At 71.6% G+C, this 24,886-nt stretch carries 25 protein-coding genes; 16 read left to right on the top strand and 9 right to left on the bottom strand.

All coding sequences use genetic code 11. From position 1 onward, the window contains the following. Positions 1 to 4 precede the first annotated feature (4 nt). Together PKE78_RS10970 and PKE78_RS10965 are read left to right on the top strand one after the other, a co-directional pair. Positions 5 to 652: a DUF1007 family protein gene (locus PKE78_RS10970; protein WP_271200908.1), complete on the top strand. Its 648-nt coding sequence runs from the start codon at positions 5 to 7 to the stop codon at positions 650 to 652. 4 nt (positions 653 to 656) lie between these two features. Further along, positions 657 to 1,628 carry a nickel/cobalt transporter gene (locus PKE78_RS10965; RefSeq protein WP_271200907.1) on the top strand — a complete coding sequence of 324 codons (972 nt, stop codon included), beginning with the start codon at positions 657 to 659 and terminating at the stop codon, positions 1,626 to 1,628. A 1-nt stretch (position 1,629) separates the two neighbouring features. Here PKE78_RS10965 and PKE78_RS10960 read toward each other — a convergent pair whose 3' ends face one another. Beyond that, positions 1,630 to 2,349, bottom strand: coding sequence for an ArsR/SmtB family transcription factor (locus tag PKE78_RS10960; RefSeq protein ID WP_271200906.1), 720 nt, complete (start codon positions 2,347 to 2,349; stop codon positions 1,630 to 1,632). A 133-nt stretch (positions 2,350 to 2,482) separates the two neighbouring features. Between PKE78_RS10960 and PKE78_RS10955 the strand changes: the two genes are divergently transcribed. The 3 genes from PKE78_RS10955 (at position 2,483) to hemH (ending at position 4,953) form a co-directional block, all read left to right on the top strand. Continuing rightward, complete coding sequence (locus tag PKE78_RS10955; protein WP_271200905.1) at positions 2,483 to 2,827, top strand: antibiotic biosynthesis monooxygenase family protein; 345 nt, start codon at positions 2,483 to 2,485, stop codon at positions 2,825 to 2,827. A gap of 41 nt (positions 2,828 to 2,868) precedes the next feature. After that, complete coding sequence (locus PKE78_RS10950; RefSeq protein WP_271200904.1) at positions 2,869 to 3,729, top strand: potassium channel family protein; 861 nt, start codon at positions 2,869 to 2,871, stop codon at positions 3,727 to 3,729. Between the two features lie 165 nt (positions 3,730 to 3,894). Beyond that, positions 3,895 to 4,953, top strand: a complete 1,059-nt coding sequence (hemH, locus tag PKE78_RS10945; RefSeq protein ID WP_271200903.1) for a ferrochelatase — start codon at positions 3,895 to 3,897, stop codon at positions 4,951 to 4,953. An 81-nt stretch (positions 4,954 to 5,034) separates the two neighbouring features. On the opposite strand, the gene PKE78_RS10940 is transcribed toward hemH, so the two are convergent. After that, entirely contained in the window at positions 5,035 to 7,059 is a 2,025-nt protein-coding gene (locus PKE78_RS10940; protein ID WP_271200902.1) for an autotransporter outer membrane beta-barrel domain-containing protein, read from the bottom strand. Between the two features lie 334 nt (positions 7,060 to 7,393). On the opposite strand from PKE78_RS10940, the gene PKE78_RS10935 reads away from it, so the two are divergent. From PKE78_RS10935 to PKE78_RS10920, 4 genes are all read left to right on the top strand, one after another. Then, positions 7,394 to 8,359, top strand: a complete 966-nt coding sequence (locus PKE78_RS10935) for an SPFH domain-containing protein (RefSeq protein WP_271200901.1) — start codon at positions 7,394 to 7,396, stop codon at positions 8,357 to 8,359. Positions 8,360 to 8,369: 10 nt separating this feature from the next. Continuing rightward, entirely contained in the window at positions 8,370 to 8,828 is a 459-nt protein-coding gene (locus PKE78_RS10930; RefSeq protein ID WP_271200900.1) for an NfeD family protein, read from the top strand. A gap of 70 nt (positions 8,829 to 8,898) precedes the next feature. Beyond that, entirely contained in the window at positions 8,899 to 9,507 is a 609-nt protein-coding gene (locus tag PKE78_RS10925; RefSeq protein WP_271200899.1) for a sulfite oxidase-like oxidoreductase, read from the top strand. Further along, positions 9,504 to 10,247: an FAD-binding oxidoreductase gene (locus tag PKE78_RS10920; protein ID WP_271200898.1), complete on the top strand. Its 744-nt coding sequence runs from the start codon at positions 9,504 to 9,506 to the stop codon at positions 10,245 to 10,247. The genes PKE78_RS10925 and PKE78_RS10920 overlap by 4 nt, the downstream gene beginning before the upstream one ends. A gap of 3 nt (positions 10,248 to 10,250) precedes the next feature. Here the strand turns inward: PKE78_RS10920 and modC are convergent, their stop codons facing one another. The 3 genes from modC to modA are packed head-to-tail and all read right to left on the bottom strand — an operon-like array spanning position 10,251 to position 12,835. After that, positions 10,251 to 11,324: a molybdenum ABC transporter ATP-binding protein gene (gene modC / locus PKE78_RS10915; protein WP_271200897.1), complete on the bottom strand. Its 1,074-nt coding sequence runs from the start codon at positions 11,322 to 11,324 to the stop codon at positions 10,251 to 10,253. Continuing rightward, positions 11,321 to 12,004 (bottom strand): molybdate ABC transporter permease subunit, encoded by a 684-nt coding sequence (gene modB / locus PKE78_RS10910; protein WP_428981263.1) that lies wholly within the window; start codon positions 12,002 to 12,004, stop codon positions 11,321 to 11,323. The genes modC and modB overlap by 4 nt, the downstream gene beginning before the upstream one ends. A 30-nt stretch (positions 12,005 to 12,034) precedes the next feature. Next, positions 12,035 to 12,835: a molybdate ABC transporter substrate-binding protein gene (modA, locus tag PKE78_RS10905; protein ID WP_271200896.1), complete on the bottom strand. Its 801-nt coding sequence runs from the start codon at positions 12,833 to 12,835 to the stop codon at positions 12,035 to 12,037. A gap of 227 nt (positions 12,836 to 13,062) precedes the next feature. On the opposite strand from modA, the gene PKE78_RS10900 reads away from it, so the two are divergent. The 3 genes from PKE78_RS10900 (at position 13,063) to PKE78_RS10890 (ending at position 17,527) form a co-directional block, all read left to right on the top strand. Next, on the top strand, positions 13,063 to 15,315 hold the full coding sequence (locus PKE78_RS10900; RefSeq protein ID WP_271200895.1) for a heavy metal translocating P-type ATPase: 2,253 nt from the start codon (positions 13,063 to 13,065) through the stop codon (positions 15,313 to 15,315). Positions 15,316 to 15,522: 207 nt separating this feature from the next. After that, positions 15,523 to 15,651: a hypothetical protein gene (locus PKE78_RS10895; RefSeq protein ID WP_271200894.1), complete on the top strand. Its 129-nt coding sequence runs from the start codon at positions 15,523 to 15,525 to the stop codon at positions 15,649 to 15,651. 202 nt (positions 15,652 to 15,853) lie between these two features. Next, positions 15,854 to 17,527 carry an OpgD/OpgG family glucan biosynthesis protein gene (locus PKE78_RS10890; RefSeq protein ID WP_271200893.1) on the top strand — a complete coding sequence of 558 codons (1,674 nt, stop codon included), beginning with the start codon at positions 15,854 to 15,856 and terminating at the stop codon, positions 17,525 to 17,527. A gap of 103 nt (positions 17,528 to 17,630) precedes the next feature. Here the strand turns inward: PKE78_RS10890 and PKE78_RS10885 are convergent, their stop codons facing one another. From PKE78_RS10885 to PKE78_RS10875, 3 genes are all read right to left on the bottom strand, one after another. Continuing rightward, entirely contained in the window at positions 17,631 to 18,176 is a 546-nt protein-coding gene (locus PKE78_RS10885; RefSeq protein WP_271200892.1) for a GNAT family N-acetyltransferase, read from the bottom strand. A gap of 35 nt (positions 18,177 to 18,211) precedes the next feature. After that, the gene (locus PKE78_RS10880) at positions 18,212 to 19,369 is read right to left on the bottom strand and encodes a type III PLP-dependent enzyme (protein ID WP_271200891.1); all 1,158 of its coding nucleotides are present in this window, start codon (positions 19,367 to 19,369) and stop codon (positions 18,212 to 18,214) included. 549 nt (positions 19,370 to 19,918) lie between these two features. Continuing rightward, positions 19,919 to 20,668 carry an SDR family oxidoreductase gene (locus PKE78_RS10875; protein WP_271200890.1) on the bottom strand — a complete coding sequence of 250 codons (750 nt, stop codon included), beginning with the start codon at positions 20,666 to 20,668 and terminating at the stop codon, positions 19,919 to 19,921. Between the two features lie 104 nt (positions 20,669 to 20,772). Here PKE78_RS10875 and PKE78_RS10870 point away from each other — a divergent pair, with 104 nt between their 5' ends. Next, positions 20,773 to 21,201, top strand: coding sequence for a winged helix-turn-helix transcriptional regulator (locus PKE78_RS10870; RefSeq protein ID WP_271200889.1), 429 nt, complete (start codon positions 20,773 to 20,775; stop codon positions 21,199 to 21,201). A gap of 77 nt (positions 21,202 to 21,278) precedes the next feature. Further along, positions 21,279 to 22,847, top strand: a complete 1,569-nt coding sequence (locus PKE78_RS10865; RefSeq protein WP_271200888.1) for an OpgD/OpgG family glucan biosynthesis protein — start codon at positions 21,279 to 21,281, stop codon at positions 22,845 to 22,847. Between the two features lie 12 nt (positions 22,848 to 22,859). Here the strand turns inward: PKE78_RS10865 and PKE78_RS10860 are convergent, their stop codons facing one another. Continuing rightward, on the bottom strand, positions 22,860 to 23,489 hold the full coding sequence (locus PKE78_RS10860) for a TetR/AcrR family transcriptional regulator (RefSeq protein ID WP_271200887.1): 630 nt from the start codon (positions 23,487 to 23,489) through the stop codon (positions 22,860 to 22,862). 71 nt (positions 23,490 to 23,560) lie between these two features. On the opposite strand from PKE78_RS10860, the gene PKE78_RS10855 reads away from it, so the two are divergent. Together PKE78_RS10855 and PKE78_RS10850 are read left to right on the top strand one after the other, a co-directional pair. Continuing rightward, a complete protein-coding gene (locus PKE78_RS10855; protein WP_271200886.1) occupies positions 23,561 to 24,010 on the top strand; it encodes an abscisic acid-deficient protein Aba4 family protein in 450 nt (149 codons plus the stop codon). Further along, positions 24,007 to 24,837, top strand: coding sequence for a hypothetical protein (locus tag PKE78_RS10850; protein WP_271200885.1), 831 nt, complete (start codon positions 24,007 to 24,009; stop codon positions 24,835 to 24,837). Before PKE78_RS10855 ends, PKE78_RS10850 begins: the two co-directional genes overlap by 4 nt. Positions 24,838 to 24,886: the final 49 nt, after the last annotated feature.

Genomic DNA, 24,886 nt, shown 5'->3' with positions numbered 1-24,886 from the left:
GCCGATGACAGCTTTTCGAATCGTCCTTGCGGGCCTCGCGCTCGTCTGGCTCAGCCTCCCGGCCTCCGCCCACCCGCATGTCTGGGTGACGGCGCGCAGCGAGATCGTCTACGGCGCGGACGGCCGCATGTCGGCGATCCGCCACGCCTGGACCTTTGACGACATGTTCTCCTCCTTCGCGTCGCAGGGGCTCGACGTCGACGGCGACGGCAAGCTCACGCGCGAGGAGCTGGCGCCGCTGGCGGAGACCAACGTCACCTCGCTGAAGGAGTTCGGCTTCTTCACCTTCTCGAAGAACGGGCCGTCCAAGGTGAGCTTCAACGAGCCGGTCGACTACTGGCTGGAGCAGACCGACGACAAGCGCCTCGTGCTGCATTTCACGCTGCCGGTGAAGGACAACGCCCCCGCGAAGGGCGCGGCGGTGAAGGTCGAGGTTTACGATCCGACCTATTTCGTCGCTTTCGAATTCGCGAAGGACGACCCGGCGAAGCTGGTCTCGGCGCCGGCCGGCTGCGCGCTCGACGTGGCGCGGCCGAAGGAGCCGGACGCGGCGGCGTCGCAGAAGCTGTCCGAAAGCTTCTTCACGGGTCTTTCGCCCGGCGACAATTTCGGGGCGCAGTTCTCGAACGCCATCAGCGTCTCCTGCCGGTGAGGGCGTGAGCGGCCGGGCCGGGCGCGTCGGGCGCGTGCTGCTGGCGCTCGGGCTGGTCGTCGCCCTCTGCGGCGCGGCGGCTGCGCAGGGCGCGGGACCGTTCGGGGTGGGGCGGCCGGACGGGCCGGGAGGGGCGCCCGGCGCCGGCGGGCTGTTCGCCTGGATCGCGGCCTGGCAGGCGAGCTTCTACCGCGCGCTGTCCGCGGCGATCCGCGCCGCGAAGACCGACCCCTCCGCCTTCGCGACGCTCGCCGGCCTGTCTTTCGCCTACGGCGTGTTCCACGCCGCCGGTCCCGGCCACGGCAAGGCGGTGATCTCGTCCTATCTGGTCGCGACCGGCGAGGGCCTGCGCCGCGGCGTCGCGCTCTCGACGCTCGCGGCGCTCGCGCAGGCGGTGACGGCGATCGCTGTCGTCGGGCTGCTTGCCGCCGTGATCGGGGCGACCAGCGTCGCGATCGGCGCCGCCACATGGTGGCTGGAGGCGGCGAGCTACGCCGCTATCCTGGCGCTCGGTCTGGCGCTGACCTGGCGCAAGGGGCGGGGGCTCGCCCGCGCGCTCGAGGGCCGCTCCTCCCACGTTCACGGCGCGGCCTGCGCCCACGACCACGGCGTCGACCCGCAGCTCGTCGAAGGCCGGGTGGACTGGCGGCGCGCCGGGGCCGCGGTGCTCGCCATCGGGCTGCGGCCCTGCACCGGCGCGCTGGTGGTGCTGGCCTTCGCGGCGGCTCAGGGCATCGCCTGGGCCGGCGTCGCCGCGACCTTCGCCATGGCGGCGGGCACCGCGCTCACCGTCGCCGTGATCGCCGCCTTCGCCGTCGGCGCCAAGGCGGCGGCGCTGCGTCTGGCGTCGGCCTCGCCGGGAGCCGCCGGCGTCGTGGTCGCAGCGCTCGAGACGGTGGCCGCGCTGGTGATCCTCGCCTTCGGCGCGCTGATGCTGGGCGGCCTGCTCGCGGGCGGGGCCGGCTCGCCCGGCTGAGCTACAAGGCGGCCGCCTCAAGCGCCTCCGCCGCAGGGCGCGCCGTCCCGATCTCTTCGGCGAGGAAGCGGCGGCCCTCCGGCGTCACGGTCAACGTCCGGTCGTCCTTGCGGCGCGCGAGCCGGCCGCGCGCGATCAGCGCGTCGAGCAGCGCCGCGCCGAGCGCGCCCGCGAGATGGTCGCGCCGCTCGCTCCAGTCGAGGCAGCAGCGCGCGAAGGCGCGGTGCGCGCACCGCGCCCGGCCCACGTCGACGCCCTGCGCCCGGAACCAGCGCTCGCCCGCGAGCGTCGGCTCGAACCCGTCATGGCCGCGCCGGAGCAGGTCGCGGGCGACCAGCGCCTCGACGAGATTGACCGCGACGCGGCCGGCGAGGTGGTCGTAGCAGGTCCGCGCCTCGCGGAAGGCGGCGTCCGCGGCGGACCGGGGCCGGACCGCGGGCCGCGACGCGCCGGCGAAGGACATCAGCCGCTCGATCAGCTCGGCGACTTCCGGGCCCGCCAGCCGCACGTAGCGGTGGCGGCCCTGCGCGGCGACCGCGACCAGCCCCGCCGCGGTCATCCTGGCGATGTGGCCGCTCGCGGTCGCGGGCGAGACGCCGGCGAGGCTCGCGAGCTCCTTCGCGGTGCGGGCGCGGGCGTCCATCAGCACGCCGAGCATGCGCGCGCGCGTCGGATCCCCGATCAGGGCGGCGGCTTCGGCGATGAGAGGGTCCTGGGACATGGGCGTAAGGCTAGCGGCGCGCGGCGTCGCGCGCGAGCGTCGACGCTTCGGCGCGCGCCGAAGCGTTTCGGCTTGCCATGCCCCCGCGCAGGCCGACAGGGTGGCGACTCATTCGCCTTTCGTCGGAGCCGCCATGATCGCCGTCATCTTCGAGGTCACCCCCGCCGAGGGCCGCGCCGACGATTATTTCGCCATCGCCATGTCGCTGAAGGCGGAGGTGGAGGCGATCGACGGCTTCATCTCCGTGGAGCGCTTCGCCAGCGTCACGACGCCGGGCAAGTTCCTGTCGCTGTCGATCTGGCGCGACGAGGAGTCGGTTCAGCGCTGGCGCGCGGTCGCGAAGCATCGCGCCGCGCAGACCGCCGGGCGACGCGACGTGTTCGCCGGCTACCGGCTGAGGGTCGCCTCCGTGATCCGCGACTACGGCATGGAGGACCGGGCCGAAGCGCCGAAGGATTCGCTCGCCCTGCACGGCTGAGACGCCGCGCCTTCCAAGCCGCGCGCGCTATCTTCGGCGGCATGTCGAAGCCTCTCCCGGAACGTCAGCAGCTTGTCCAGCCCCCGGCGCCCGAGGAGGCTTCGCCCGACGGGCCGCCGCCGGGCGGGCGCGGCCGCCTGGCGCGGTTCCGGCGCGCGCTGCACGCGCTCTACCACGGCGACAGCCGCGCCGCGCTGCGGTTCCAGGGCGTTGTGTTCATCGTCGATCTCGCGATCATCGCCTTCTTCCTGGCCACGCCCGCGCTGACCGGCGAGCCGATCTATCTCTGGCTCGACATCCTCATCGCGATCGTGGTGGGGCTCGACCTCCTCGCCCGCGCGCTCGCCGCGGCCGACTTCCGCCGCTGGGTCCGCAGGCCGGACGTCTGGGTCGACGCCTTCATCTTCGTGACGCTGCTCGCGCCGGCCTGGTTCGCCAATCTGGGCTATCTGCGCGCGCTCAGGATCTGGACCTTGTCGCGCAGCCCGGCGCTGTGGCGCGGCCTGCGCCGCCATGGCCTCGCCCATTGGGAGGACGCCACCCGCGCGGTGATCAACCTCGCGACCTTCCTGCTGGTGGTCACGGGCTTCGTCTACACCGGCTTCGTCGGCCGCGCGGAGGGCATCGACACCTACGTGGACGCCCTCTACTTCACGGTGGCGACGGTGACCACGACCGGCTTCGGCGACATCACCCTCCCCGGAACATGGGGCCGGCTGACCTCGGTCGTCGCCATGATCGTCGGCATCTCGCTGTTCGTGCGGCTGGCGCAGGCGATCTTCCGGCCGCGCAAGGTGTCCTACCCCTGCCCGCAATGCGCGCTGACCCGGCACGAACCGGACGCGGTGCATTGCAAGGCCTGCGGCCATCCGCTCAAGATTCCGGACGGCGACGACGACTGAGGCTTCAGCCGGCGAAGGGCAGGCCTTCGAACACGTCGCGCGCGGCGAGCACGGCGGCGGTCGATCCGCCGCGGGGCGCGGGCCGTAAGGGGCTGCGGAACGGCTGTATTTCGCGCGCGGGGCGACTATGTTCCGCCGGTGTTTCAGAGGAGTTCCGATCGTCTCATGAACGCTCCCATCGTCCAGGGCGACCTGCGCGCCGTGCGCCTGCCCGCCGACCATCCGCCGGTGAAGGTCGGCCGTATCGGCGTGCTGCTGGTCAATCTCGGGACGCCCGACGCCACCGACTACTGGTCGATGCGGCGCTACCTCAAGGAGTTCCTGTCCGATCGCCGCGTGATCGAGACGCCGCGGCTGATCTGGTGGCCGCTGCTGAACGGCATCATCCTGACGACGCGGCCGGGACGGAAGGGCAAGGACTACGCCTCGATCTGGAACAAGGAGCGCGACGAGAGCCCGCTCCGCACCATCACCCGTTCGCAGTCCGAGAAGCTCGCCGAGCGCCTCGCCTCCGCCTCGCCGAAACTCGTGGTGGACTGGGCGATGCGCTACGGCAACCCGTCGATCGCCTCGCGCATCGAGGCGCTCCAGAACGAGGGCTGCGACCGCCTGCTGCTCGTGCCGCTCTATCCGCAATACGCCGCGGCGACCTCGGCGACCGTCTGCGACAAGGCCTTCGACGCGCTCAAGACCATGCGCTGGCAGCCGGTGCTGCGCGTCGCCCCGCCCTGGGCCGACGACTCGGTCTACATCGAGGCGGTCACGTCGTCGATGAAACGGGAGATCGCGACGCTCGGCTTCGAGCCCGAGGTCATCCTCGCCTCGTTCCACGGCGTGCCGCAGAGCTACCTCGCCAAGGGCGATCCCTACCATTGCCAGTGCCAGAAAACCGCGCGGCTGATGCGCGAGGCGCTGGGACTCGACGAGCAGCGCTTCCGCATCACCTTCCAGTCGCGCTTCGGTCCGGAAGAGTGGCTGCAGCCCTACACCGACAAGACGGTGGAGGCGCTGGCGAAGCAGGGGGTCAAAAGCCTCGCCGTGGTGACGCCGGGCTTCTCCGCCGACTGTCTGGAGACGCTGGAGGAGATTGCTGGCGAGAACGCCGAGATCTTCCGCCACAACGGCGGCGAGAACTTCGCGGCCATTCCCTGCCTGAACGACACCGACGACGGCATGCGCGTGATCGAGCACGTGGTCCGGCGCGAGCTCATGGGCTGGATCTAGCGGCGGCGGCGCCGGTCCCTGCGGCCTGCGCGAAAGGTAGGGGGCGGCGCCCGCCAGGCGCCGCCCCCTCGAGGTCAGGCGTCAGAAGTCGACGCGGAAGCGGCCGCGGAACGAATGGTCTTCCATATTGGACCCGATCGCGCCGTCATACTCGGCGGCGAGAGCGAGGTTGGCGCCGATCCTGGTCCAGGCGCGCGCGCCGACGCGGGCGTAATCTTCGCTCTTCAGATTGAACGGAGCGAGCGTCGGCAGGCCGCCGGCGGTCTCGACCACGCCGGGGCGGCCGCCGTCCGAGAACTGGTGCTCCCAGCCGACGTTTCCGGTCAGGCCGACGGCGCCGAAGGAGGTCTTCGCCGAAAGGTTCGCGCGCGCGCCGAGCTGCGTCGTGGCGGACTCGAACTTGCGGCGGTCGTACTCCAGAGCCGTCGCGGGCGAGGTGGCCGAGCGCTCGTTGAACGGGTCGATCTCGCCGTCGATGTAAGTCGCGATGAAGTACGGCCCGACGGAGAATACCTGCTCGTCCGAGATGCTGACCGGGAAGTCGTAGCCGAGGCGGAACAGCACGCCGACCTCGTCGCCGTCGGTCTTGCCGCCGAACCTGGCGTCGCCGAGCCTCCGGCGAAGGGTGTAGTCGGTCCAGGTGTAGCTGCCGACGAGATTGGCGTAGCCGCCGGACAGGAAGTTCAGGCCGGCGAAGGCGCTGAGGGTCGTCGACTTCAGGTCGACGTCGAGGCGGCGGGGTCCGTCGGCGTCCGCGTCGACGAAGCCGATCGCGACGCCGAAATTGAGCGCGCTCACCCAGTGCGCGTCGGGCAGAACCGTATAGTCGGCGCCGAAGCTGATCTGCGACATCGAGAAGTCAGCCGACGCGCCCCGCACGGACTCCAGCTTGCCGAACGAGCCGCCCGCGGTCGCGAACAGCTTGAGGCCGCCGAGCTGCTGCGCCCCTGCGGCGTCCCCTTCGGCGAGCTTGCCGATCTGGAACGGCAGGTTGTCGCCGCCGCCGACGAGCCCGTCCATGCGCATGCCGACCGCCTCCATCTGGCGGCGGGTGACGAGGGCCGCGACCTGACGCATCACGCCGAGAGAGCCGACCGAGATCGGCGCCATCGGCCCGACCGGCGTGCCGCCGACGCCCGAGAAGGCGAAGATGAAGGTGTTTGGCGTGCCGGTGACGGAGTTCGAGTCCGCGGTGTCGCTTGCGGTGCCGAGCGAATAGACCTCGGCGCCCACGTCCGCCAACGCCTCGAGAGACTCCACGACGTTCCCGGCGGCGCCGTAATAGATCACGAACTCCTGCGTGGCGCCGGGGGCCAACGTGGCGAAGCTGAAGTCGAAGGCCGCGCCGTGGTCGTTCGGTCCGTTGGTCTCGAAGTTCTGGTCGACCGTGCCGGGCGCGATGCTGGTCAGCGGCGCGAGCGGATTGGGATCGTTGAAGCCGTTGTCCGTGGAGCTCACCAGATTGGCGGCGGGCCAGCCCTGGATGGTCACGAATTCGGTGAACTCGGTCGGCGGCACGTCCCAGTCCATCACGCGGCGGTAGCGCAGGTCGCCGATCGCCGCCGTTCCGGTGTTGGTGATGCTCACGTCCACCCGGTAAAGATTCGTGCTCACGCTCGGCGAGAAGTCGTGGACCACCTCGGCGAACGGATTGCCGCCGACGGTGATGTTGGTCGTCGACACCGCGCTGCTGCCGTTGGAGAGCGCGTTCGTGCCGGTTCCGGACACCGTGAGCGTCGCGGTTCCGGTTCCCGTGTTGCCGTTCGACTGGCTCCGTCCAAAACCCGAAGCGGGATTGGTGAAGTCGGCGAGGCCCCAGCCTTCGCAGTCGCAGCCCGGCGCGAGCGCGTCGCCGCGGCCGCCCGCCGCCTCCGACGGCAGATAGGTGATGCCAATGGCGCCGTTGACCGAAGCGGGCGCCGGCGCGATCAGGGTGCCGAACTGGTTGATGCCCAGCTGCACCACGCCGTTGTCGATGATCGCGGAGTCGACGACGGTCTGCGCCGCCGCCGGCTGCCAGATCCCCCCTGCGAGCAGGCCAAACGCCGAGACCGAAAGCAGGCCGGCGGGTCCCGACCATTTCGATCCATGCGTCCTCGCGGACACCAATGCGCGCATTCCATCCCCCGATGAAGAATCCAAAAGCAAACCAAAGTGATGGGAGCCGGGCGAATCGGTCAAGCCGCGATGGCCGCAATCGCGCCATCAAGGTCAAGAAATCGCTAGGTGTCGCGCCGCGACAACATGCGTGAAGGCGATGTCCGCCGTGTGGGACGCGGGTTTGTTTTCAATCGATAAGTATTTACGCTGGCTCTATACCTGCGTTCTGCGCGCGCTCCGACGTCGCCGGGCGCCGGCGCGACCGTCGAAGCCCGCGGGCGCTTGCGTCGCGCGCGCGCCTCGGGCCTCATGCGCGCCGGAATGGGAAGGGAGTAAGCGCATGCTGTCCGGGTTCGACATCGCCGCGATCGCGGTCGCGGCGCTCGCGATCTTCATCATCTTCGCCGGCGTGAAGACGGTGCCGCAGGGCTTCAACTACACGGTCGAGCGCTTCCAGAAATACACGCGCACCCTGCATCCCGGCCTGACCATCATCGTGCCGTTCATCGACCAGATCGGCCGCAAGATGAACATGATGGAGCAGGTGCTCGAGATCCCGCGGCAGGACGTCATCAGCCGCGACAACGCCATCGTGCAGGTCGACGGCGTGGCCTTTTTCCAGGTGATCGACGCCGCGCAAGCCTCCTACGAGGTGACCAATCTGGAACGCGCCATCCTTGCGTTGACCATGACGAACATCCGCTCGGTGCTGGGCTCCATGGACCTCGACCACATGCTGAGCCAGCGCGACGAGATCAACACCCGGCTGCTGCATGTGGTCGACGCGGCGGCGTCGCCGTGGGGCGTCAAGGTCACGCGCATCGAGATCAAGGACATCACGCCGCCGTCGGACATCGTCACCGCCATGGGCCGGCAGATGAAGGCCGAGCGCGAGAAGCGCGCCGCGATCCTCGTCGCCGAGGGCGCCAAGCAGGCGCAGATTCTGGAGGCGGAGGGCCGCAAGGAGGCCGCGTTCCGCGACGCCGAGGCGCGCGAGCGTTCGGCGCAGGCGGAGGCGACCGCGACGACGCTCGTCAGCGAGGCGGTCGCGGCAGGCGACACGGCCGCGCTGAACTACTTCGTCGCGCAGCAATATGTCGAAGCGCTCAAGGCCATGGCCGCCTCGCCCAACCAGAAGACCTTCGTGCTGCCCTACGAGGCGACGGCGCTTCTCGGCTCGATCGGCGGCATCGCGGAGCTCGCCCGCGACGCGTTCGGCGCGGCCGCGGACGAACGGCGCGCATCGCAGCCGTCCGGCCGCCGCGGCAGCGTGCCGTCGTCCGGCTCCGTCCCTCCGACCGTCTGAGCCGACGCCGATGCTGCTGTCGCTCGTCGGGGAAATGGGCTTCTGGCGCTGGATCGTGCTGGGGCTGCTGCTGCTCGCGGTCGAACTCGTGGCGCCGGGAACCGTGCTGCTGTGGCTGGGGCTCGCCGCGATCGTCGTCGGCGCGATCGTCTTCGTGTTCGACCCCGGCTGGCAGGTCGAGGTCGTGGCCTTCGCGGTCTTCGCGCTTGGCGCGGCGGTTGGCTGGTGGTTCCTCGGCCGGCCCGACAACGCCGCCGCCTCGGATCGGCCGATGCTCAACCGGCGCGCGGAGCGCCATGTCGGGCGCCGCTTCGTGCTGGCCGAGCCGATCGCGGGAGGCGAGGGCCGGGTCCGGATCGACGACACCGTCTGGCGCGTCCGCGGGCCGGACCTTCCCGCAGGCGTCGAGATCGCCGTGGTCGCGGCCGAGGGCGCGACGCTGGTGGTGGAGCCCGCGGCGCGTGCCTGAGCCCGCTTGCCATCGCGCCGGGGCGGCCGCATCGTTCGCGACGTGGAACGGATGAAAAGGGTGCGCGGTCATGGCGACGCGGGGATTCACGGGGCGGCGGACGCCCTCCGATGCGGCGGCCCGGACGCCGCCAGGCCAGGCGCTGACCGACGACTTCCCCGTGCTCTCCGCCGGCCCGACGCCCAAGATCGACCTCGCCTCGTGGCGCTTCGCCCTGAAGGTCGGGCCGCGCACCGTGAAGGCGTGGGACTGGACGGCGTTCAACACCCTGCCGATGACGCGGCTGACGACCGACATCCATTGCGTGACGACGTGGTCCAAGCTCGACACGGCTTGGGAAGGCGTCGCGATCGACGACCTGCTCGCCGACGCCGGCCTCGCGCCGCCCACCGGCTTCACCCTCGCCCACGGCTATGACGGCTACTCGACCAACGTCCCCGCCGCCGATCTCGCCGGGCCCAAGGCCATGATCGCGATCCGGTACGACGGCGCGCCGCTGGAGCCGGATCACGGCGGCCCCGCCCGGCTGCTGGTGCCGCACCTCTATCTCTGGAAGTCGGCCAAATGGCTGAACGCGCTGCAGTTCACCGAGCGCGACGAGGCCGGCTTCTGGGAGCTCCGCGGCTATCACATGTACGGCGACCCCTGGCGCGAGCAGCGCTACCACGACGACCCGTGAGCGCGGGACCGGCGCGCGTCTCGAGCTGGCGCGAGGCGCGGATCGTCGCGATCGAGCGGCTGACGCCGCGGGTCTCGGCCTTTTCGCTGCAGCCCGAGGGGCCGATCCCGTTCCGTCCGGGCCAGCATCTCGACGTCCGCCTGACCGCGCCGGACGGCTATCAGGCGCGACGGAGCTACTCGATCGCCTCCGCGCCGGAACGGCCAGAAATCCTCGAACTGGCGATCGAAAGGCTCGACGACGGCGAGGTCTCGCCGTTCTTCCACGACGTGGCGGAGGTCGGCGACGCGATCGAGATCCGCGGGCCGATCGGCGGGCATTTCATCTGGACGGTCGCGGACGGCGGCCCGCTGCTGCTGATCGGCGCGGGCTCCGGCGTCGCGCCGCTGATGGCGATGGTCCGGCATCGCGCGGCGGCGGGGAGCGACGTCCCGGCGGCGCTGCTGCTCGCCGCGAGGACCCGGGCCGGGGCACCCTATCGCGCCGAATTGGATCGGCTCGCCGACGAGACCGGCCTCGCGTTGACCCTCGCCCTGTCGCGTGAACCCGAGCCTGGTCCGCGGGAGGTCGGCCGCCGCGTCGACGCCGGGGTGGTCGCGGCTGCGCTCGGCAGGTTGCCGGCGCCGCCGTCCCATGTGTTCGTCTGCGGATCGAACGCTTTCGTCAACGTGGCGACCGACGCGCTCGCCGCCGCCGGCGTCGCCGCAAGCGTGATCCGCACCGAGCGCTACGGCGGCTGAGGCTCAGGCGCGCACGGTCGCGACGCTCTTGACGAGCGCATGCACCACGCGGCCCGGCGCGAGCCTGAGCTCGTCGGCCGAACGCGCGGTGATCTCGGACTTCAGCACCGCGCCGCCGACGTCGACCGCGACCATCACGTAAGGGCCGCCCGTGCGCCGCACCGAGCGCACGAGGCCGGTGAGCGCGTTGCGCGTCGAAATGCGTTGCGGCGGGTCGAGCGCGAGCGCGACGTCGCGCGCGAGCAGCCGCAGCCGCACCGCGTCGCCCGGAGCCCCGATCAGCCCCGGAACCCAGATGCGATGGGCGCCAAGGGCGACGCCGGTGAGCTCATAGGCCTCGTCGAGCTCCGCGATCCGCGCCTCGACGGTGACGCCCTCCGCGAAGCGATCGCCCGCGCTGGCGAGCCCCGCCTTCGCCACCGCCTGCTCGACCGGACCGGCCGCGACCACAGCGCCGCCTTCGAGCACCACGAGCCTGTCGGCGAGCCGGCGCGCCTCCTCCAGCGCGTGGGTGACGTAGAGCACCGGCAGCGCGGTCTCGCGCGCTACGGCCTCGAGGAAGGGCAGCACCTCGGCCTTGCGCTCGCTGTCGAGCGCCGCGAGCGGCTCGTCGAACAGCAGCGCGCGCGGGCCGGACAGCAGCGCGCGGCCGATCGCGATGCGCTGCCGCTCGCCGCCCGAGAGCGACCGCGGCCGGCGGTCGAGCAGATGGCCGACGCCGAGCGTCTCCACCACCTGGTCGAAGGACGGCTCGGCTGCGTCGCGCCGCCGCCTGCGCCCGAACAGAAGATTCGAGCGAACGGACAGATGCGGGAACAGCCGGCTTTCCTGGAACACGACGCCGACGCGGCGCTTGCGCGGGGCAAGATTCGTGCGGGAGGCGGCGTCAAACAGCCTCTCGCCGCCGAGCGTGATCCGCCCGGCGTCGGGGCGCGTCAGCCCTGCGACGGCCGCGACCAGCGTGGACTTGCCCGCGCCCGAGCGGCCGAGCACCGCGGTGACGCCCGGCGGCGCCTCGAAGGCGGTCGCGAGCGTGAAGTCCCCGTTCGTTCGGCGGATGTCGACGGAGAGCGTCACCCCGAGATCCTCGACGACAGACGCCGCGCAAGTATTTCGGAGACGATCAGCGCCCCGAGCGACAAAGCGATCGCGACCAAAACCAGCCGACCAGCGGCGGCGTCGCCTCCGGGCGTCTGCGTCAGCGTGTAAATTTCGGCCGGCAGGGTCCGCGTTTCGCCCGGAATGTTGGAGACGAAGGTGATGGTCGCGCCGAACTCGCCGAGCGCCTTGGCGAAGCCGAGCACCACGCCGGCCAGTACGCCCGGCAGGCTGAGCGGCAGCGTGACGGCGAAGAACGCGCCGATCCGGCTGGAGCCGAGCGTCTCCGCCGCGTCCTCGAGCCGGCGGTCGACCGCCTCGATCGAGAGCCGGATCGCGCGCACCATCAGCGGGAAGCCCATCACGGCGGCGGCGAGCGCGGCGCCGGTCCAGCGGAACGAGAAGGTTATCCCGCAACAGGCTTCCAGAAACTGCCCGGCTGGCCCGCGGCGCCCGAAGGCGATCAGCAGCAGGTAGCCGGTGACGACCGGCGGCAGCACCAGCGGCAGGTGGATCAGCCCGTCGAGCAGCGTCTTGCCGGGAAAGCGGCCGCGCGCGAGCGCGAGCGCCGCGAGCACCGCAAACGGCAGGCTCGCGGTCACGCCCACGGTCGCGACCAGCAGGCTGAGGCGGACGGCCGTGAGGTCGTCCGCGGACAGGCCGAGCGCTATGCCGAGCGTCTCCAGCCCTCAGCTCCCGGACGGCGGCGCGACGACCGCGAAGCCCTGCGCCTCGAAGGCCTCGCGGGCGGGCGCGGCCGTCAGGCGGTTCAGGAAGGCGGCGGCGTTCGGGCTCTTTGACTCCTTGAGCCGCGCGACCGGGTAGACGATCGGAGGATGGCTGTCGGCCGGGAAGGTCCCGACGACCTTCACGTTCGGATCGGCGGCGGCGTCGGTCTTGTAGACGACGCCGAGCGGGGCCTCGCCGCGGGAGACGAGCGCGAGCGCCGCGCGCACGCTCTCCGCGCCGGCGACCTTGGCCTCGACCGCGCCCCAGGCGCCGAGCTTCTCCAGCGCCGCCTTGCCGTATTTGCCGGCCGGCACCGACTTCACCTCGCCCATGGCGAGGCGGCCGTCTCCGAGGACGGCGGCGAGATCGACGCCGGGCTTGAGGTCCACATCGCCCCGGGACCAGTCGGTCGCGGCCACGAGCACGAGGCTGTTGCCAAGCAGCGTGACGCGGCTGTCCTTCCGGATCAGATCCTTGCCCTCGACATAGTCCATCCAGTCGAGGTCGGCGGAGATGAACAGGTCGGCGGGCGCGCCGTTTTCGATCTGCCTGGCGAGCGCCGAGGAGGCGGCAAAGCTGGTCTTGACCTCGACGCCGGTCTCACGGGTCCAGTCGGCCGCGATGGCGTCGAGCGCGGTCTTCAGCGAGGCGGCGGCGAACACGACCACGGGGGCCTTGGCTTCGTCCGCCAGCGCGGCGACGGGGCCGAAGGCGAGGGTGAGGCCGAGCGCGAGGCGCGCGAGCAACGAGCGGCGGAACATGGGCGGTCTCCTCGCCGCGGGCGTCGGCCTGGCGGCGTCACGGATCGTGTGGGTCCCTCGTGCGCAGGGCGCCTCCAGCGAGGCGCGCGAACGAAGGCGGAAACCGCCTTCAGCGGCGGATGCGACGCCGCGGACGATGCCGCAGCGCGGCCTGGCGGGCAAGGGGAGCGCGCGCTTGTTCTCCACGCGTCGTCGCAGCATCTAAGGAGGCAGAGGACCGCCCGCCGATGAACCGCCCCGAACCCCGCCCGCATGTCTCCACGCCCGCGCCGCAGCCGGGCGACAGCCTGGTGCTCGACGTCGAGGGCATGCACTGCGCCGCCTGCGCGACCCGAGTCGAGCGCGTGCTCGGCCAGACGCCGGGCGTCGCGTCGGCGAGCGTGAACCTGCCGCTGGAGCGCGCCGACGTGCGTTTCGCCGGGCGGATCGACGCCGAGGCGGCGGTGGCCGCCGTGCGCCGCGCCGGCTACGAGGCGCATGTGCGCCCGGCCGACGCCGCGGCCCGCCGCGCCGCAGACGCCGAACGTAGCCTTGCGCGCCGCGCCGAGGAGCGCCGCACGCTGCTGCTGCTCGCCATGACCGCCGTTCTTGGGCTTCCGTTCCTCGTCGAGATGCTCGGCATGGCGTTCGGCGCCCACGGCGTCATACCCGGCTGGGCGCAGCTCGCGCTCGCGACGCCTGTGCAGGTTCTGGTCGGCGCGCGGTTCTACCGCGGCGCCTACGCCTCGCTGCGGGGCGGGGCCGCCAACATGGACGTGCTGGTCGCGCTCGGCACGACCGCCGCCTTCGGCTGGAGCCTGGTCCAGGTCGCGTTCGGGCTCGGCGGCCCGCTCTATTTCGAGGCGGCGGTCGCCGTGCTCGGCTTCGTGCTGCTCGGCAACCTGATGCAGGCGCGGGCGACCGCCGGCGCCAGCGCCGCGCTCACCGCCCTCGGCGAGCTGACGCCGGCGCGCGCGCGCCGCGCCCGGACCGACGGCGGCGAGGAGGACGTCGCGGTCGAAGACATCGCGATCGGCGACCTCGTGAACGTGCGGCCCGGCGAGCGCTTCCCCGTCGACGGCGTCGTGCGCGAGGGACGGAGCGAGGCGGACGAGCAGCTCATCACCGGCGAAAGCCGGCCGGTCCCGAAGGCTGCGGGCGACGCGGTCGCGGCGGGAGCGCTCAACGGCTCCGGGTTCCTGGCGGTGGAGGCGACCGCGGTCGGTGAGGACGCGACGCCCGCGCGGATCGGCCGGCTCGTCGCCCGCGCCCAGCTCGCCAAGGCGCCGGTGCAGCGTCTGGTCGATCGCGTCACCGCGGTGTTCGTGCCGGTCGTCGTCGCGCTCGCCGTCGTGACCTTCGTAGGCTGGCTGCTCACGGGCGCCGGGGCCGGCGTCGCGCTTAGCGCGGCGATCGCGGTGCTCGTCATCGCCTGCCCCTGCGCGCTTGGCCTCGCGACGCCGGCGGCGCTGGTCGCAGGCGCAGGCGCCGGCGCCCGGGCCGGCGTGCTGGTGCGCGACATCGAGGCGCTGGAGCGGGCGGCGCGCGTCGACGCCGTCGCCTTCGACAAGACCGGGACGTTGACCGCCGGACGGCCGGCGCTGGTGGCGGTCGAGGCGATCGACGGCGACGGGCCGAAGCTGCTGGCGCTCGCCGCCGCCGTCGAGCGCGGTTCGGAGCATCCGCTTGCGGGCGCGGTGGTCGAAGCCGCCGAGGGGCAGGGGCTCGCCATCCCGCGCGCGTCGAACGTCGAGGCGCGGCCGGGCGACGGGGTCGTCGGCGAGGTCGACGGCGCGCGGGTCGCCGTCGGCGGCGTCCGGCTGCTGGCCCAGAACGACGTCCACACCGCGCCGATCGAGGCGCTGATGGCGCGCCACGCGGCGCTGGGCCGCACGGTGGTCGCGGTGTCGGAGGGGCGGCGGCCGCGCGGGGTGCTGGCCTTCGCCGACGCGCCCCGTCCGGGGGCTGCGGAGGCGGTCGGCCAGCTCCGCGACGACGGCGTCGAGGTGATCATGCTGACGGGTGATTCGGCGGAGGCCGCCGCGCCGGTCGCGCGCGCCGTCGGCGTCGAGCGGGTCGAGGCCGGGGCGAGGCCGGCGGACAAGCTCGCCGCGATCGCGCGGCTGCAGGCCGAGGGCCGCCGCGTCGCGATGGTGGGCGACGGCGTCAACGACGCTCCCGCGCTCGCCGCGGCCGATCTCGGCATCGCCATGGGCGGCGGCGCCGACGTCGCGCTCGAGACCGCGGGCGTCGCCCTGCTGCGCCCCGATCCTCTGCTCGTCCCGGCGGCGCTGCGGCTCGCGCGCCGCACGGTCGCGACCATCCGGCAGAATCTGGTCTGGGCGTTCGCCTACAATCTGATCGGCCTACCGCTCGCGGCGTTCGGGCTGCTGTCGCCCGCGCTCGCCGGCGGCGCGATGGCGCTGTCCTCGGCGAGCGTGGTGCTGAACGCGCTGCGGCTGGCGCGCTGGACGCCGCAGAGCCGCGGGCGAAGGGCGTAGCGCGGGCGCCACAGGGCGGCGCCTATGCGCGGCCGGCCCTGTGCGCAACCCGTACGACCCGGCCGGACGCCTTGACCGCCGGACGGCAGCAGGCGAATTCCCCGCGGGCGCGGTGAAACGGTTTGACGACTTCGGCGTTCAATATCGGATCGTTAAGCCTCCCTCGGCAATCTCGTCGCCCGCGAGCCCCATTCCGGAACTCAGTCCATGCGTGTCGTGATCTTTTTCGCCTCGATCCTGTCCGTAGTGGTCGGCGTGGCGGCGCTGCCGCTGTCGCCCGCCGAAGCGGTGACCAAGTCGTCGGATGCGCCGCACCACTCCGCCTACGGCCGCTGATCGGACCTTCCGCCGTTACACCCTCCTCATGATCGCGCCGGCTTGACCTTCGAGGTCATCGACCGGACGCAAACGGCGCTCTATGTCTTGTCCGCGACGACCGCGGACGGGACCTCCTGACGGACAAGGATCGCGCGGCGCGGCCGTGCGGTCCGCCTTGGGCGGGACCGTTGCGGGTCGTCGTTTGGCCCCGTCTCCGTCGATGAGCGTCCCCCACGTGCCGTCCCGCGAAACCTCCGACATTCTCCTCGACCGCCGCGTTCTGCTGAAGATCGGGCTCGCCGCGCAAGCCGCCGTCGCCTTCGGGGCGGAGGCCTTCGCGCAAGGCGCGGGCGGCGTCGACGACCTCAAGTTCGGTCCCGCCGAGCCGTTCTCCTACGACGGCCTCAAGAAGCTCGCGCTCGACAAGGCCTCCAAGCCCTACGCCGAGCCGCCACGGCCGAACCCCGAGATTGTGCGCAAGATCGACTACGACGCGCACGGCAAGCTGAAGTTCAATCCGGATCACGCGCTCTACGGCAAGTCGCCCGGCGCCTATCCCATCACCTTCATGCATGTCGGGCAGTTCTTCCCGAAGACGGTGCGCATGCACGCCGTCGCCGACGGCCAGTCGCGCGAGATCCTCTACGATCCGGCCTATTTCGACATGCCGGCGGACCACGTCGCGAAGGGGCTGCCCCCGCAGCCGTCCGCCTATGCGGGCTTCTGGGTGCGCGAGGCCAAGAACGAGGTCACCGACAAGGGCGACTGGAAGACGCGCGAGCCGTTCGCGACCTTCCTCGGCGCCTCCTACTTCCGCGCGATCGGCGGCCTCGGACAGGTCGGTATGTCGGCCCGCGGCGTCGCGCTGTTTCCGGAGCCTGGCGCGGCCGAGGAGTTTCCCGATTTCACCTCGTTCTGGTTCGAGCCGGCCAAGGCCGACGGCGAGCCCGTCACGGTCTACGCGCTGCTCGACGGGCCCTCGCTCGCGGGCGCCTACCGCTTCCTGATCCGCCGCACGCCGCAAGGCACGCTGATGGAGATCGAAGCCGCCTGCACAATGCGCAGGGACCTTCCGCGGCTGGGGCTCGCGGCGCTGACCTCGATGTACTGGTACTCCGAGACGGCGAAGCCGGAGCTGATCGACTGGAGGCCGGAGGTGCACGATTCCGACGGCCTCGCGATGTGGACCGGCTCCGGCGAGCGCATCTGGCGGCCGCTGAACAATCCGCCGCGCATCATGACCTCGACCTTCTCCGACGAGCGCCCGCGGGGCTTCGGCCTGCTGCAGCGCGACCGGGTGTTCGACCACTACCAGGACGGCGTGAAGTACGAGGATCGGCCGTCGACCTGGATCGAGCCGGTCGGCGACTGGGGCAAGGGCGCGGTGCAGCTCGTGGAGCTGCCGACCGACGACGAGATCCACGACAACGTGGTCGCCTACTGGATTCCGGCGGAGCCTGCCAAGGCGGGCAAGACGGTCTCGCTCGCCTACAAGCTCTATTGGCAAGACGAGGAGCCCTATCCGACCCCGCTCGGCCGGGTGGTCGCGACGCGGCTCGGCCGCGGCGGCCAGCCGGGCCTGCCGCGCCCGCAGGGCGTGCGCAAGTTCATGGTCGAGTTCCTGGGCGGGCCGCTCGCCGACATTCCCTACGGCCAGACCGTCGAGCCGGTGCTGTCGGCCTCGCGCGGCACGTTCTCCTATGTCTACGCGGAGGCGGTGCCGAGCGACGTCGCGGGCCACTGGCGCGCGCAGTTCGACCTGACGGCGGAAGGCTCCGATCCGGTCGAGATGCGCTGCTACCTCAAGGTCGGGGACCGGGTGCTGACCGAGACCTGGCTGTTCCAGTACCATCCGCCGGCTCCGCCGCCGCCTGCGCCTGACGCCCCGCGGTGAGGCGGGGCGTCAGGCGCTTGGCCGAAGCCGGTCTTCGCGACGCGGCTCGCCGGCGTCCTCGCCGTCAATCGTATCGGGCGAGGGGTTGGGACGGGCGCCTTTCTCAGGCGGCCCGTTTCGGAGCGGCGACCACGGCCGCGCGGCGCGGCAGGGCGATCGCGCCGGTGGCGCGCACCATGCCGCTCGCGCCGTCGAGGGCGCCGGCCTGCAGTTCGAGCGCGAGGAAGCGCGCGCGCTCCACCGGGCCGGGCAGGCTCAGGCCTTCGGCCGCCTCGGCCGCGAAGCCGAAGCGGGCGTAGTAGGGCGCGTCGCCGACCAGCACGACCGCGTCATGGCCGAGCGACGCGGCGCGGGCGAGCCCTTCGCGCATCAGCGCGGAGCCGACTCCCTCCTCGCGCGCGTCCCGCTCCACCGCGAGCGGGCCGAGCATCAGCGCGGCGCGGTCGCCCGCGGCGACATGCCAGAAGCGCAGCGTGCCGACCATGCGGCCGGACGCGTCGACGGCCTTGAGCGCGAGCCCCCGCGCCGGCAGCCGGCCTTCGCGCAGCCGCTCGCAGGTCTTGGCGAAGCGGGCCGGGCCGAAGGCGCGGTCGAGCAGGGCCTCGCGGGCGCCGGCGTCAGCCGGGCCCTCGTCCAGAATGACGGCCATGAAACCCTCCTGAAGGGGTTAGACGACCTGGGCGGTCAGATGACGACGGAGGCGAGCGGCGCGAAGCCGTTGAACGCGACCGCGGCGTAAGTCGTGGTGTAGGCGCCGGTCGCCTCGATCAGCACCTTGTCGCCGATCTCGAGGCTCACGGGCAGCGCGTAGGGCGCCTTCTCGTACATCACGTCGGCCGAATCGCAGGTCGGGCCGGCGAGCACGCACGGGCTCATCGCGTCGCCGTCCCGCGCGGTGCGGATCGGGTAGCGGATCGCCTCGTCCATGGTCTCGGCGAGACCGCCGAACTTGCCGATGTCGAGGTAGACCCAGCGCAGCTCGTCGGCCGCCTCGGACTTCTTCGACACCAGCACCACCTCGGCCTCGATCACGCCGGCGTTGCCGACCATGCCGCGGCCCGGCTCGATGATCGTCTCCGGGATGCGGTTGCCGAAATGCGCGCGCAGGCCCTCGAAGATCGCCTCGCCATAGGCCTCGACCGCCGGGATGTCCTTGAGGTAGCGGGTCGGGAACCCGCCGCCGAGGTTGACCATCGACAGCGTGATGCCGCGCTCGGCGCAGTCGCGGAAGATCTGCGAGGCCGAGGCGAGCGCGGAGTCCCAGGCGCCGACGTTGTTCTGCTGCGAGCCGACGTGGAACGACACGCCATAGGCGGTCAGGCCGAGGCGATGGGCGTGCTCGAGCACGCCGACGGCCATCTCCGGAACGCAGCCGAACTTGCGCGACAGCGGCCACTCGGCGCCGGCGCCGTCGGCCAGGATGCGGCAGAACACGCGCGAGCCGGGCGCCTGGCGCGCGACCTTCTCGACCTCCTCGCGGCAGTCGACCGCGAACAGGCGCACGCCGCGAGCGTAGGCGGCGGCGACGTCGCGCTCCTTCTTGATGGTGTTGCCGAACGAGATGCGCTCGGGGCCCGCGCCGGTGGCGAGCGCCATGTCGATCTCGACCACGGAAGCGCAGTCGAAGCACGAGCCGAGCTCCGCCAGCAGGCTGAGGATCTCAGGCGCCGGGTTGGCCTTCACCGCATAGAACACCCGCGTGTCCGGCAGCGCGTGCGCGATCTTCGCGTAGTTGTCGCGCACGATCTCGCTGTCGACCACGAGGATCGGCTCGGACGAGTTCTTCTCCGCGAGGAAACGGCGGATGCGGTCGTTGTCGAGGGCGGCGAGGTGAGAGGCCATGGCGGGTTCCCAACGCAAGTTCAGAGTGACGGTTGAGGGACGCCGATCGCCCGGAGCGCGCGTTGGAGACGCGCCTCGGTCGTCGTCAGCATCCCGCGGCCGGCTCCGTCAGGAGCCCGGCCGTTCGATCACGCCGTAGTCACGACGACCGTCGCGACGGTGCGAACCGTCTCGGCAAGGTCGGCGCCACGCTTGGGACTTGGGGAAAACCCGGAGACCCGCACGCCCGGCAAGGAAGTAGTCGCCTCTTCAGTGACCCCGGCGTTTGGACAGCCGGCAGAGACCAAAAAAGCCCTCTACGTCGTTGCTTCACGTCGCGTCCGCCGCCGGAGAGGCGACTTAGAGCCGGTTGGGATTTCCGGCCATCGGGTTGCCCGGCGGGGAGTTCCCGCCAACCCGACACACGACACAGGCACGCGTTCATTGGGCAGCGCTGGACATAAGGGTGTTCGCCGTCGCATTCAAGAAAAACTTTCAGCCCGCGACGGCGAATATTTTTGAGGGAATCTGGTTTCGCCGGAACCGCTTCCGCGGAGACCGCGCGCCGGTTCAGTGAAGCTTGTTCAGGGCCTCGAAGGTGGCGGCCATCTCGCCGCGTTCGGCCGCGAAGCGCAGGGGCTTGCAGCGCTCCACCACGATCTCCGTCGCGTCGGGCTGCGCGAGCAGGCTCATGGTCTCCGCAAGGAATTCATCGAGCGGCATGGCGTTCGGATCGGAGGCCTGGGCCTCGCCCATGAGCGTGGTCTGCACGTAGGGCGGCGCGATCTCCACGACCTTGACCGGCGTGTCCCGCAACTGGCGCCGCAGCGCGACCGAGTAGGCGTGGATCGCCGCCTTTGTCGCCGAATAGGTCGGGGTCAGCGCGAGCGGCACGAAGGCGAGGCCCGACGACACGGTCAGCACCGTGGCGCGCTGGCGGGTCAGCAGATGCGGCAGCAGCGCCGCCGTCAGCCGGATCGGCCCGAGCAGATTGGTCGCGACCGTCTGCTCCGCCGTCTCCAGATGGCCGCCGGCGGGCACGTCCTCCGGGACCATGATCCCGGCGTTGTTGAGGACGGCGTCGAGGGCGGGATGTTCGGCGATCAGCCGTTCGGCGAAGGCCGGAATGGCGGCCGCGTCGGTCACGTCGAGAACCATCGACGCCATGCCGGGGTTGGCCGCCGTGACGGCGTCCAGCGCGGCCTGCCGGCGTCCGGTGACGATGACCTTGGAGCCCGCCGCGTGGAAGGCTTCCGCGAGGCCCCGGCCGATGCCGGAACCGCCGCCGGTGATGAGGATGGTGGCGTTGCCGATGTCCATAATCGTCGTTCCTTGTTGTTCGACGACCGGAAGGATAAATTGAAGCTCTCCGATGGGAAGTACGCTCCCGAAAGTTCCATAGTTACCGAAAGGAGAGCGTGAGGATGAAGCGGTTCGCCGAGGACCCCTCGATCGAGGCGAAGCGTCGCCACCCGCCGCCCCAGACCGTCGATCCCGCGATCGAGGCGCTGGTGAACGACGTCATCGGGCAGGTCGCGGACAAGTGGACCATGCTGGTGCTCGAGACGCTGGAGGAGGGCGGCGTGCTGCGCTTCACCGAGATCGCCCGCGCGGTCGGAGGCATCAGCCAGAAGATGCTGACCAAGACGGTGCGCCAGATGGAGCGGGACGGCCTGCTGACGCGGACCGTGCATCCCGTGGTGCCGCCGCACGTGGACTACGCCCTCACAGAGCTCGGCCGCAGTCTCGGCGCGGCGTTCTGCGGGGTTTGGATCTGGGCGGAAGCGCATTACGCTGAGGTTGAGAGCGCCCGTCGCGCCTTCCGCGAGCGCGAGGCGGCGGGGGCCGGCTAGCGCGCCATCTTGCAGACGCCGCGCGATCGTCCTACGGCTCGGTCGAGCTCCCCGCCTCAATCTGTTTGCAGCGTACGATGACCGATCGCCTTGCCTTCACGCGCCGCGGCGCGCTCGTTCTCGGCGGCGCGGCGGCCGCCTTCGCGACCACCAAGGCCGTCGCCCAGCCGTCGCCGCAGCCCGCCTTCGGCTATGAGGACGTCGTCCGCCGGGCGCGGGATCTGGCCCGCCAGCCCTACGATCCGTCCGCGCGCGAGCTGCCGGAGGGGTTGCGCAACCTCACCTTCGATCAGTACCGCGACATCCGCTTCCGGCCCGACCGCGCCCTGTTCGCGGCGGGCGGCGGTCCGTTCCGAATGCAGTTCTTCCACCCGGGCTTCCTCTATCGACGTCCCGTGGTGGTGAACGTGGTGCGGGACGGCATCGCGACGCCCGCGCCCTATTCCGGCTCCCTGTTCGACTACGGCGGCAACAAGTTCGACCGCCCGCTGCCGGTCGACCTCGGCTTCGCCGGCTTCCGCCTGCACTACCCACTGAACGATCCCCGGGTGTTCGACGAGCTGATCTCCTTCATCGGCGCGAGCTACTTCCGCGTGCTCGGCCGCAATCAGGTCTACGGCATCTCGGCGCGCGGGGTGGCGATCGACAGCGGCGGCCCGAACGCCGAGGAGTTCCCGGACTTCCGCGAATTCTGGGTCGAGATGCCAGGAGCGAACGCCGATCGCGCGACGATCTACGCGCTGCTGGACGGCCCGTCGCTCGCCGGCGCCTACCGTTTCGTCGTCTACCCCGACGTCGACACCGTGGTGGACGTCACCGCGACGCTGATCGCCCGCAAGCCGATCGCCAAGCTCGGCATCGCGCCGCTGACCTCGATGTTCTTCTACGGCGAGAACCAGCGCCGCCACTTCAACGACTTCCGCCCCGAACTGCACGATTCGGACGGCCTGCTGCTTCAGACCGGCGGAGGCGAGTGGGTGTGGCGCCCGCTGCGCAACCCGAAGACGCCGCAGATCTCGTCCTTCCTCGACGCCAATCCGCGCGGCTTCGGGCTTATGCAGCGCGATCGGCTGTTCGAGCACTATCAGGATCTCGACCTCGCCTATCAGCTTCGTCCGAGCTACTGGGTTGAGCCCCGCGAGGGTTGGGGCGCCGGCCGCGTGGAGCTGGTGGAACTGCCGACCGATGACGAGACCAACGACAACATCGTCGCCTTCTGGGTGTCGAACGAGCCGGTCGAGGCGGGTCAGGAGCGGGTCTACGGGTACCGGCTGAAGTCGTTGTCCTCGGACGGCCGGATGCATCCGGGCGGGCGCGCCGTGAACACCTATCCGACGCGCGCCGCGGCTCTCGGCTCGGCCGAGCCGGTTCCGCCGGGGGCCCAGCGCTTCATCATCGACTTCGCCGGCGGCGATCTTCCCTACTACCTGAACGACCCGTCGCGGGTGCAGGTGGCGCCCTCGTCGTCCTCGGGCCGCATCGGCGGCGCCTTCGTGACGCCGAACCCGCGCATCGGCGGCTTCCGCGTCGGCATCGACGTGCAGGCGGACACCGGCCGCGCGATGGAGCTGCGCGCCTTCCTGAAGGCGGGCGAGCGCGCCCTGACCGAGACGTGGACCTTCACCTACGCGCCGGAAAACGCCTAGGACCGCAGGCCGTCAGTCCTTCAGCCGCTCCATGACGCCGGCGAGCAAGGCGTCCGCGGCGCGCGCGGCGGCGCCGGGCTCTGAGCCGAGCGCGCCGTCGAGCGCGAGCCGCGCAAAGCCGTGGACCAGCGACCATGCGGCGACCGCGCGGACCTCGTTGTCCTGCGCGTCGCCGCCCGCGGCGGCTTTCAGGAACCCGTAGGCGCGGGTCGCCGCCTGCCGCAGCGCGGCGTCGTCGGGGTCGATCCGGGTCTTCCGCCACATCACGTCGAAGCGCGCGGGTTGCCGGAGCGCGAAGCGCACATAGGCCTCGCCCTGCCGCCGCAGCCGCGCCGGGAGATCCTGCGGCCCCTGGGCGTCGGCCGCGGCGAGGGCGTCGCCGAGCTCCGCGAAGCCCGCGGTCGCGATCGCGGTCAGCAGGCCGCGCACGTCACCGAAATGGTGCTGCGGCGCGGCCGGCGACACGCCGGCGCGTCGCGCCGCCTCACGCAGGCTGAAGCCGTCGACGCCGCGTTCGGCGATGATGGACACCGCCGCATCAATCAGGGCCTCGCGCAGCGCGCCATGATGATAGGGCCCGCCCTTGTCGCGCCCCGCGCCATCCGGATTGTCGATCTTGACAGTGTCAGGATGTCTGGTCATGCTTATCTTTACAACGTGAAGATTGCGCCGCCTAGCCGGCCCAGGCGTGGAGCGAGGAGCGAGGAGCGTACATGTTCCGACCTGAGACCCTGTTCATCGTCTGTAACTTGGCGGCGCTCGCCGGCTGGGCGCTGCTCGCGGCCTCGGTTCTTGCCCCCAGCCTTCGCCGCGTCGCGCAGTTGGTTGCGGGCGTCGGCCTGCCCGCCATCATCGCGGCGATCTATGTCGGCGCGCTCGCCGCGGCCTTCGGCTCCGGCGCGCAGGGCGGCTTCGGCTCGCTTTCGGACCTGCGCGCGCTGTTCGCGAACGACCATGCGCTGCTTGCCGGCTGGGTCCACTACCTCGCTTTCGATCTGGTGGTCGGCGCGCTGATCGCCCGGGCGGCGGCGGCGTCCGGCATGCGCGCGATCCTCGTTCTGCCCTCCCTCGCGCTCACCTTTCTGTTCGGGCCGGCGGGGCTGCTGCTGTTCCTGGCGCTTCGCTTCGCCGGCGGCGCCCGACCGATGGAGACGCTGTCGTGACCGTGCTTCCGATCGATTTCCCCTCACGCGCCGCCGCGGCTCCTTCCGTCCTCGACCGGCTGCGCGACAACCATGCGGGCCTGACCACGGCCGGGCTGTTCTGCCTCGCCGCCGCCGCGGTGGCTCTGTCGCTTCCCTTGGTCGACGGCCGCGTTCTCGACGGCGTCAGCGTTTGGTCGAAACCCGCCAAGTTCTTCCTCTCCTCCGGGGCGTTCCTGCTGACGATGGCCTGGGCCTTCGGCTTCGTGCCTGAGCCCCGCCGACGGACGCGGCGGCTCGTCTGGAGCGTGCGGGCGACGTACGGCCTGTTCGCGTTCGAACTCGGCTACATCACTTTCCAGGCCGCGCGCGGCGAGCCGTCGCATTTCAACGTCGACGGGCCGGCGCACGCCGCGCTCTACGGAGCGATGGGTGTGGCCGCGACCATGATCCTCCTGGCGGCGCTTCCGCTCGCGCTTGAGATCGCGCGGCGGCCGCGGCCAGGCGCTGATCCCGCCATGGCGTTCGCGGCCGCGCTGGGACTGGGCCTGACGGTCGTGCTCGGCGTCGCCACCGGCTTCGCGATCGGCGCCAATCTCGGGCACGCGGTCGGCGTCAAAGCGTCCGGGCTGCCGCTGCTGGGCTGGAGCCGGACCAGCGGCGACCTTCGGGCGGCGCATTTCTTCGGCATGCACGCGGCGCAGGCGCTTCCGTTGCTGGCGGCCGCGCTCGCTGCGGCGGGCGTACGGCGCAAGCGTTGGATCGCGCTTGGGGGAGCGGCGATCACCGGCGCGACGATCGCCGTGTTGGCGCAGGCCCTCGCCGGTCGACCGTTCCCGTTCGGCTGAGCCGCCAAACGAAAAACGCCCGGCCGGAGCCGGGCGTTCGTGATCCGTC

Origin of the sequence: Methylopila turkensis (assembly GCF_027922325.1) — a bacterium.
Lineage (GTDB): Bacteria > Pseudomonadota > Alphaproteobacteria > Rhizobiales > Methylopilaceae > Methylopila > Methylopila turkensis.
Note: the sequence above shows the minus strand (reverse complement) of the source record. Positions and strands in the feature narration are given on the sequence as shown.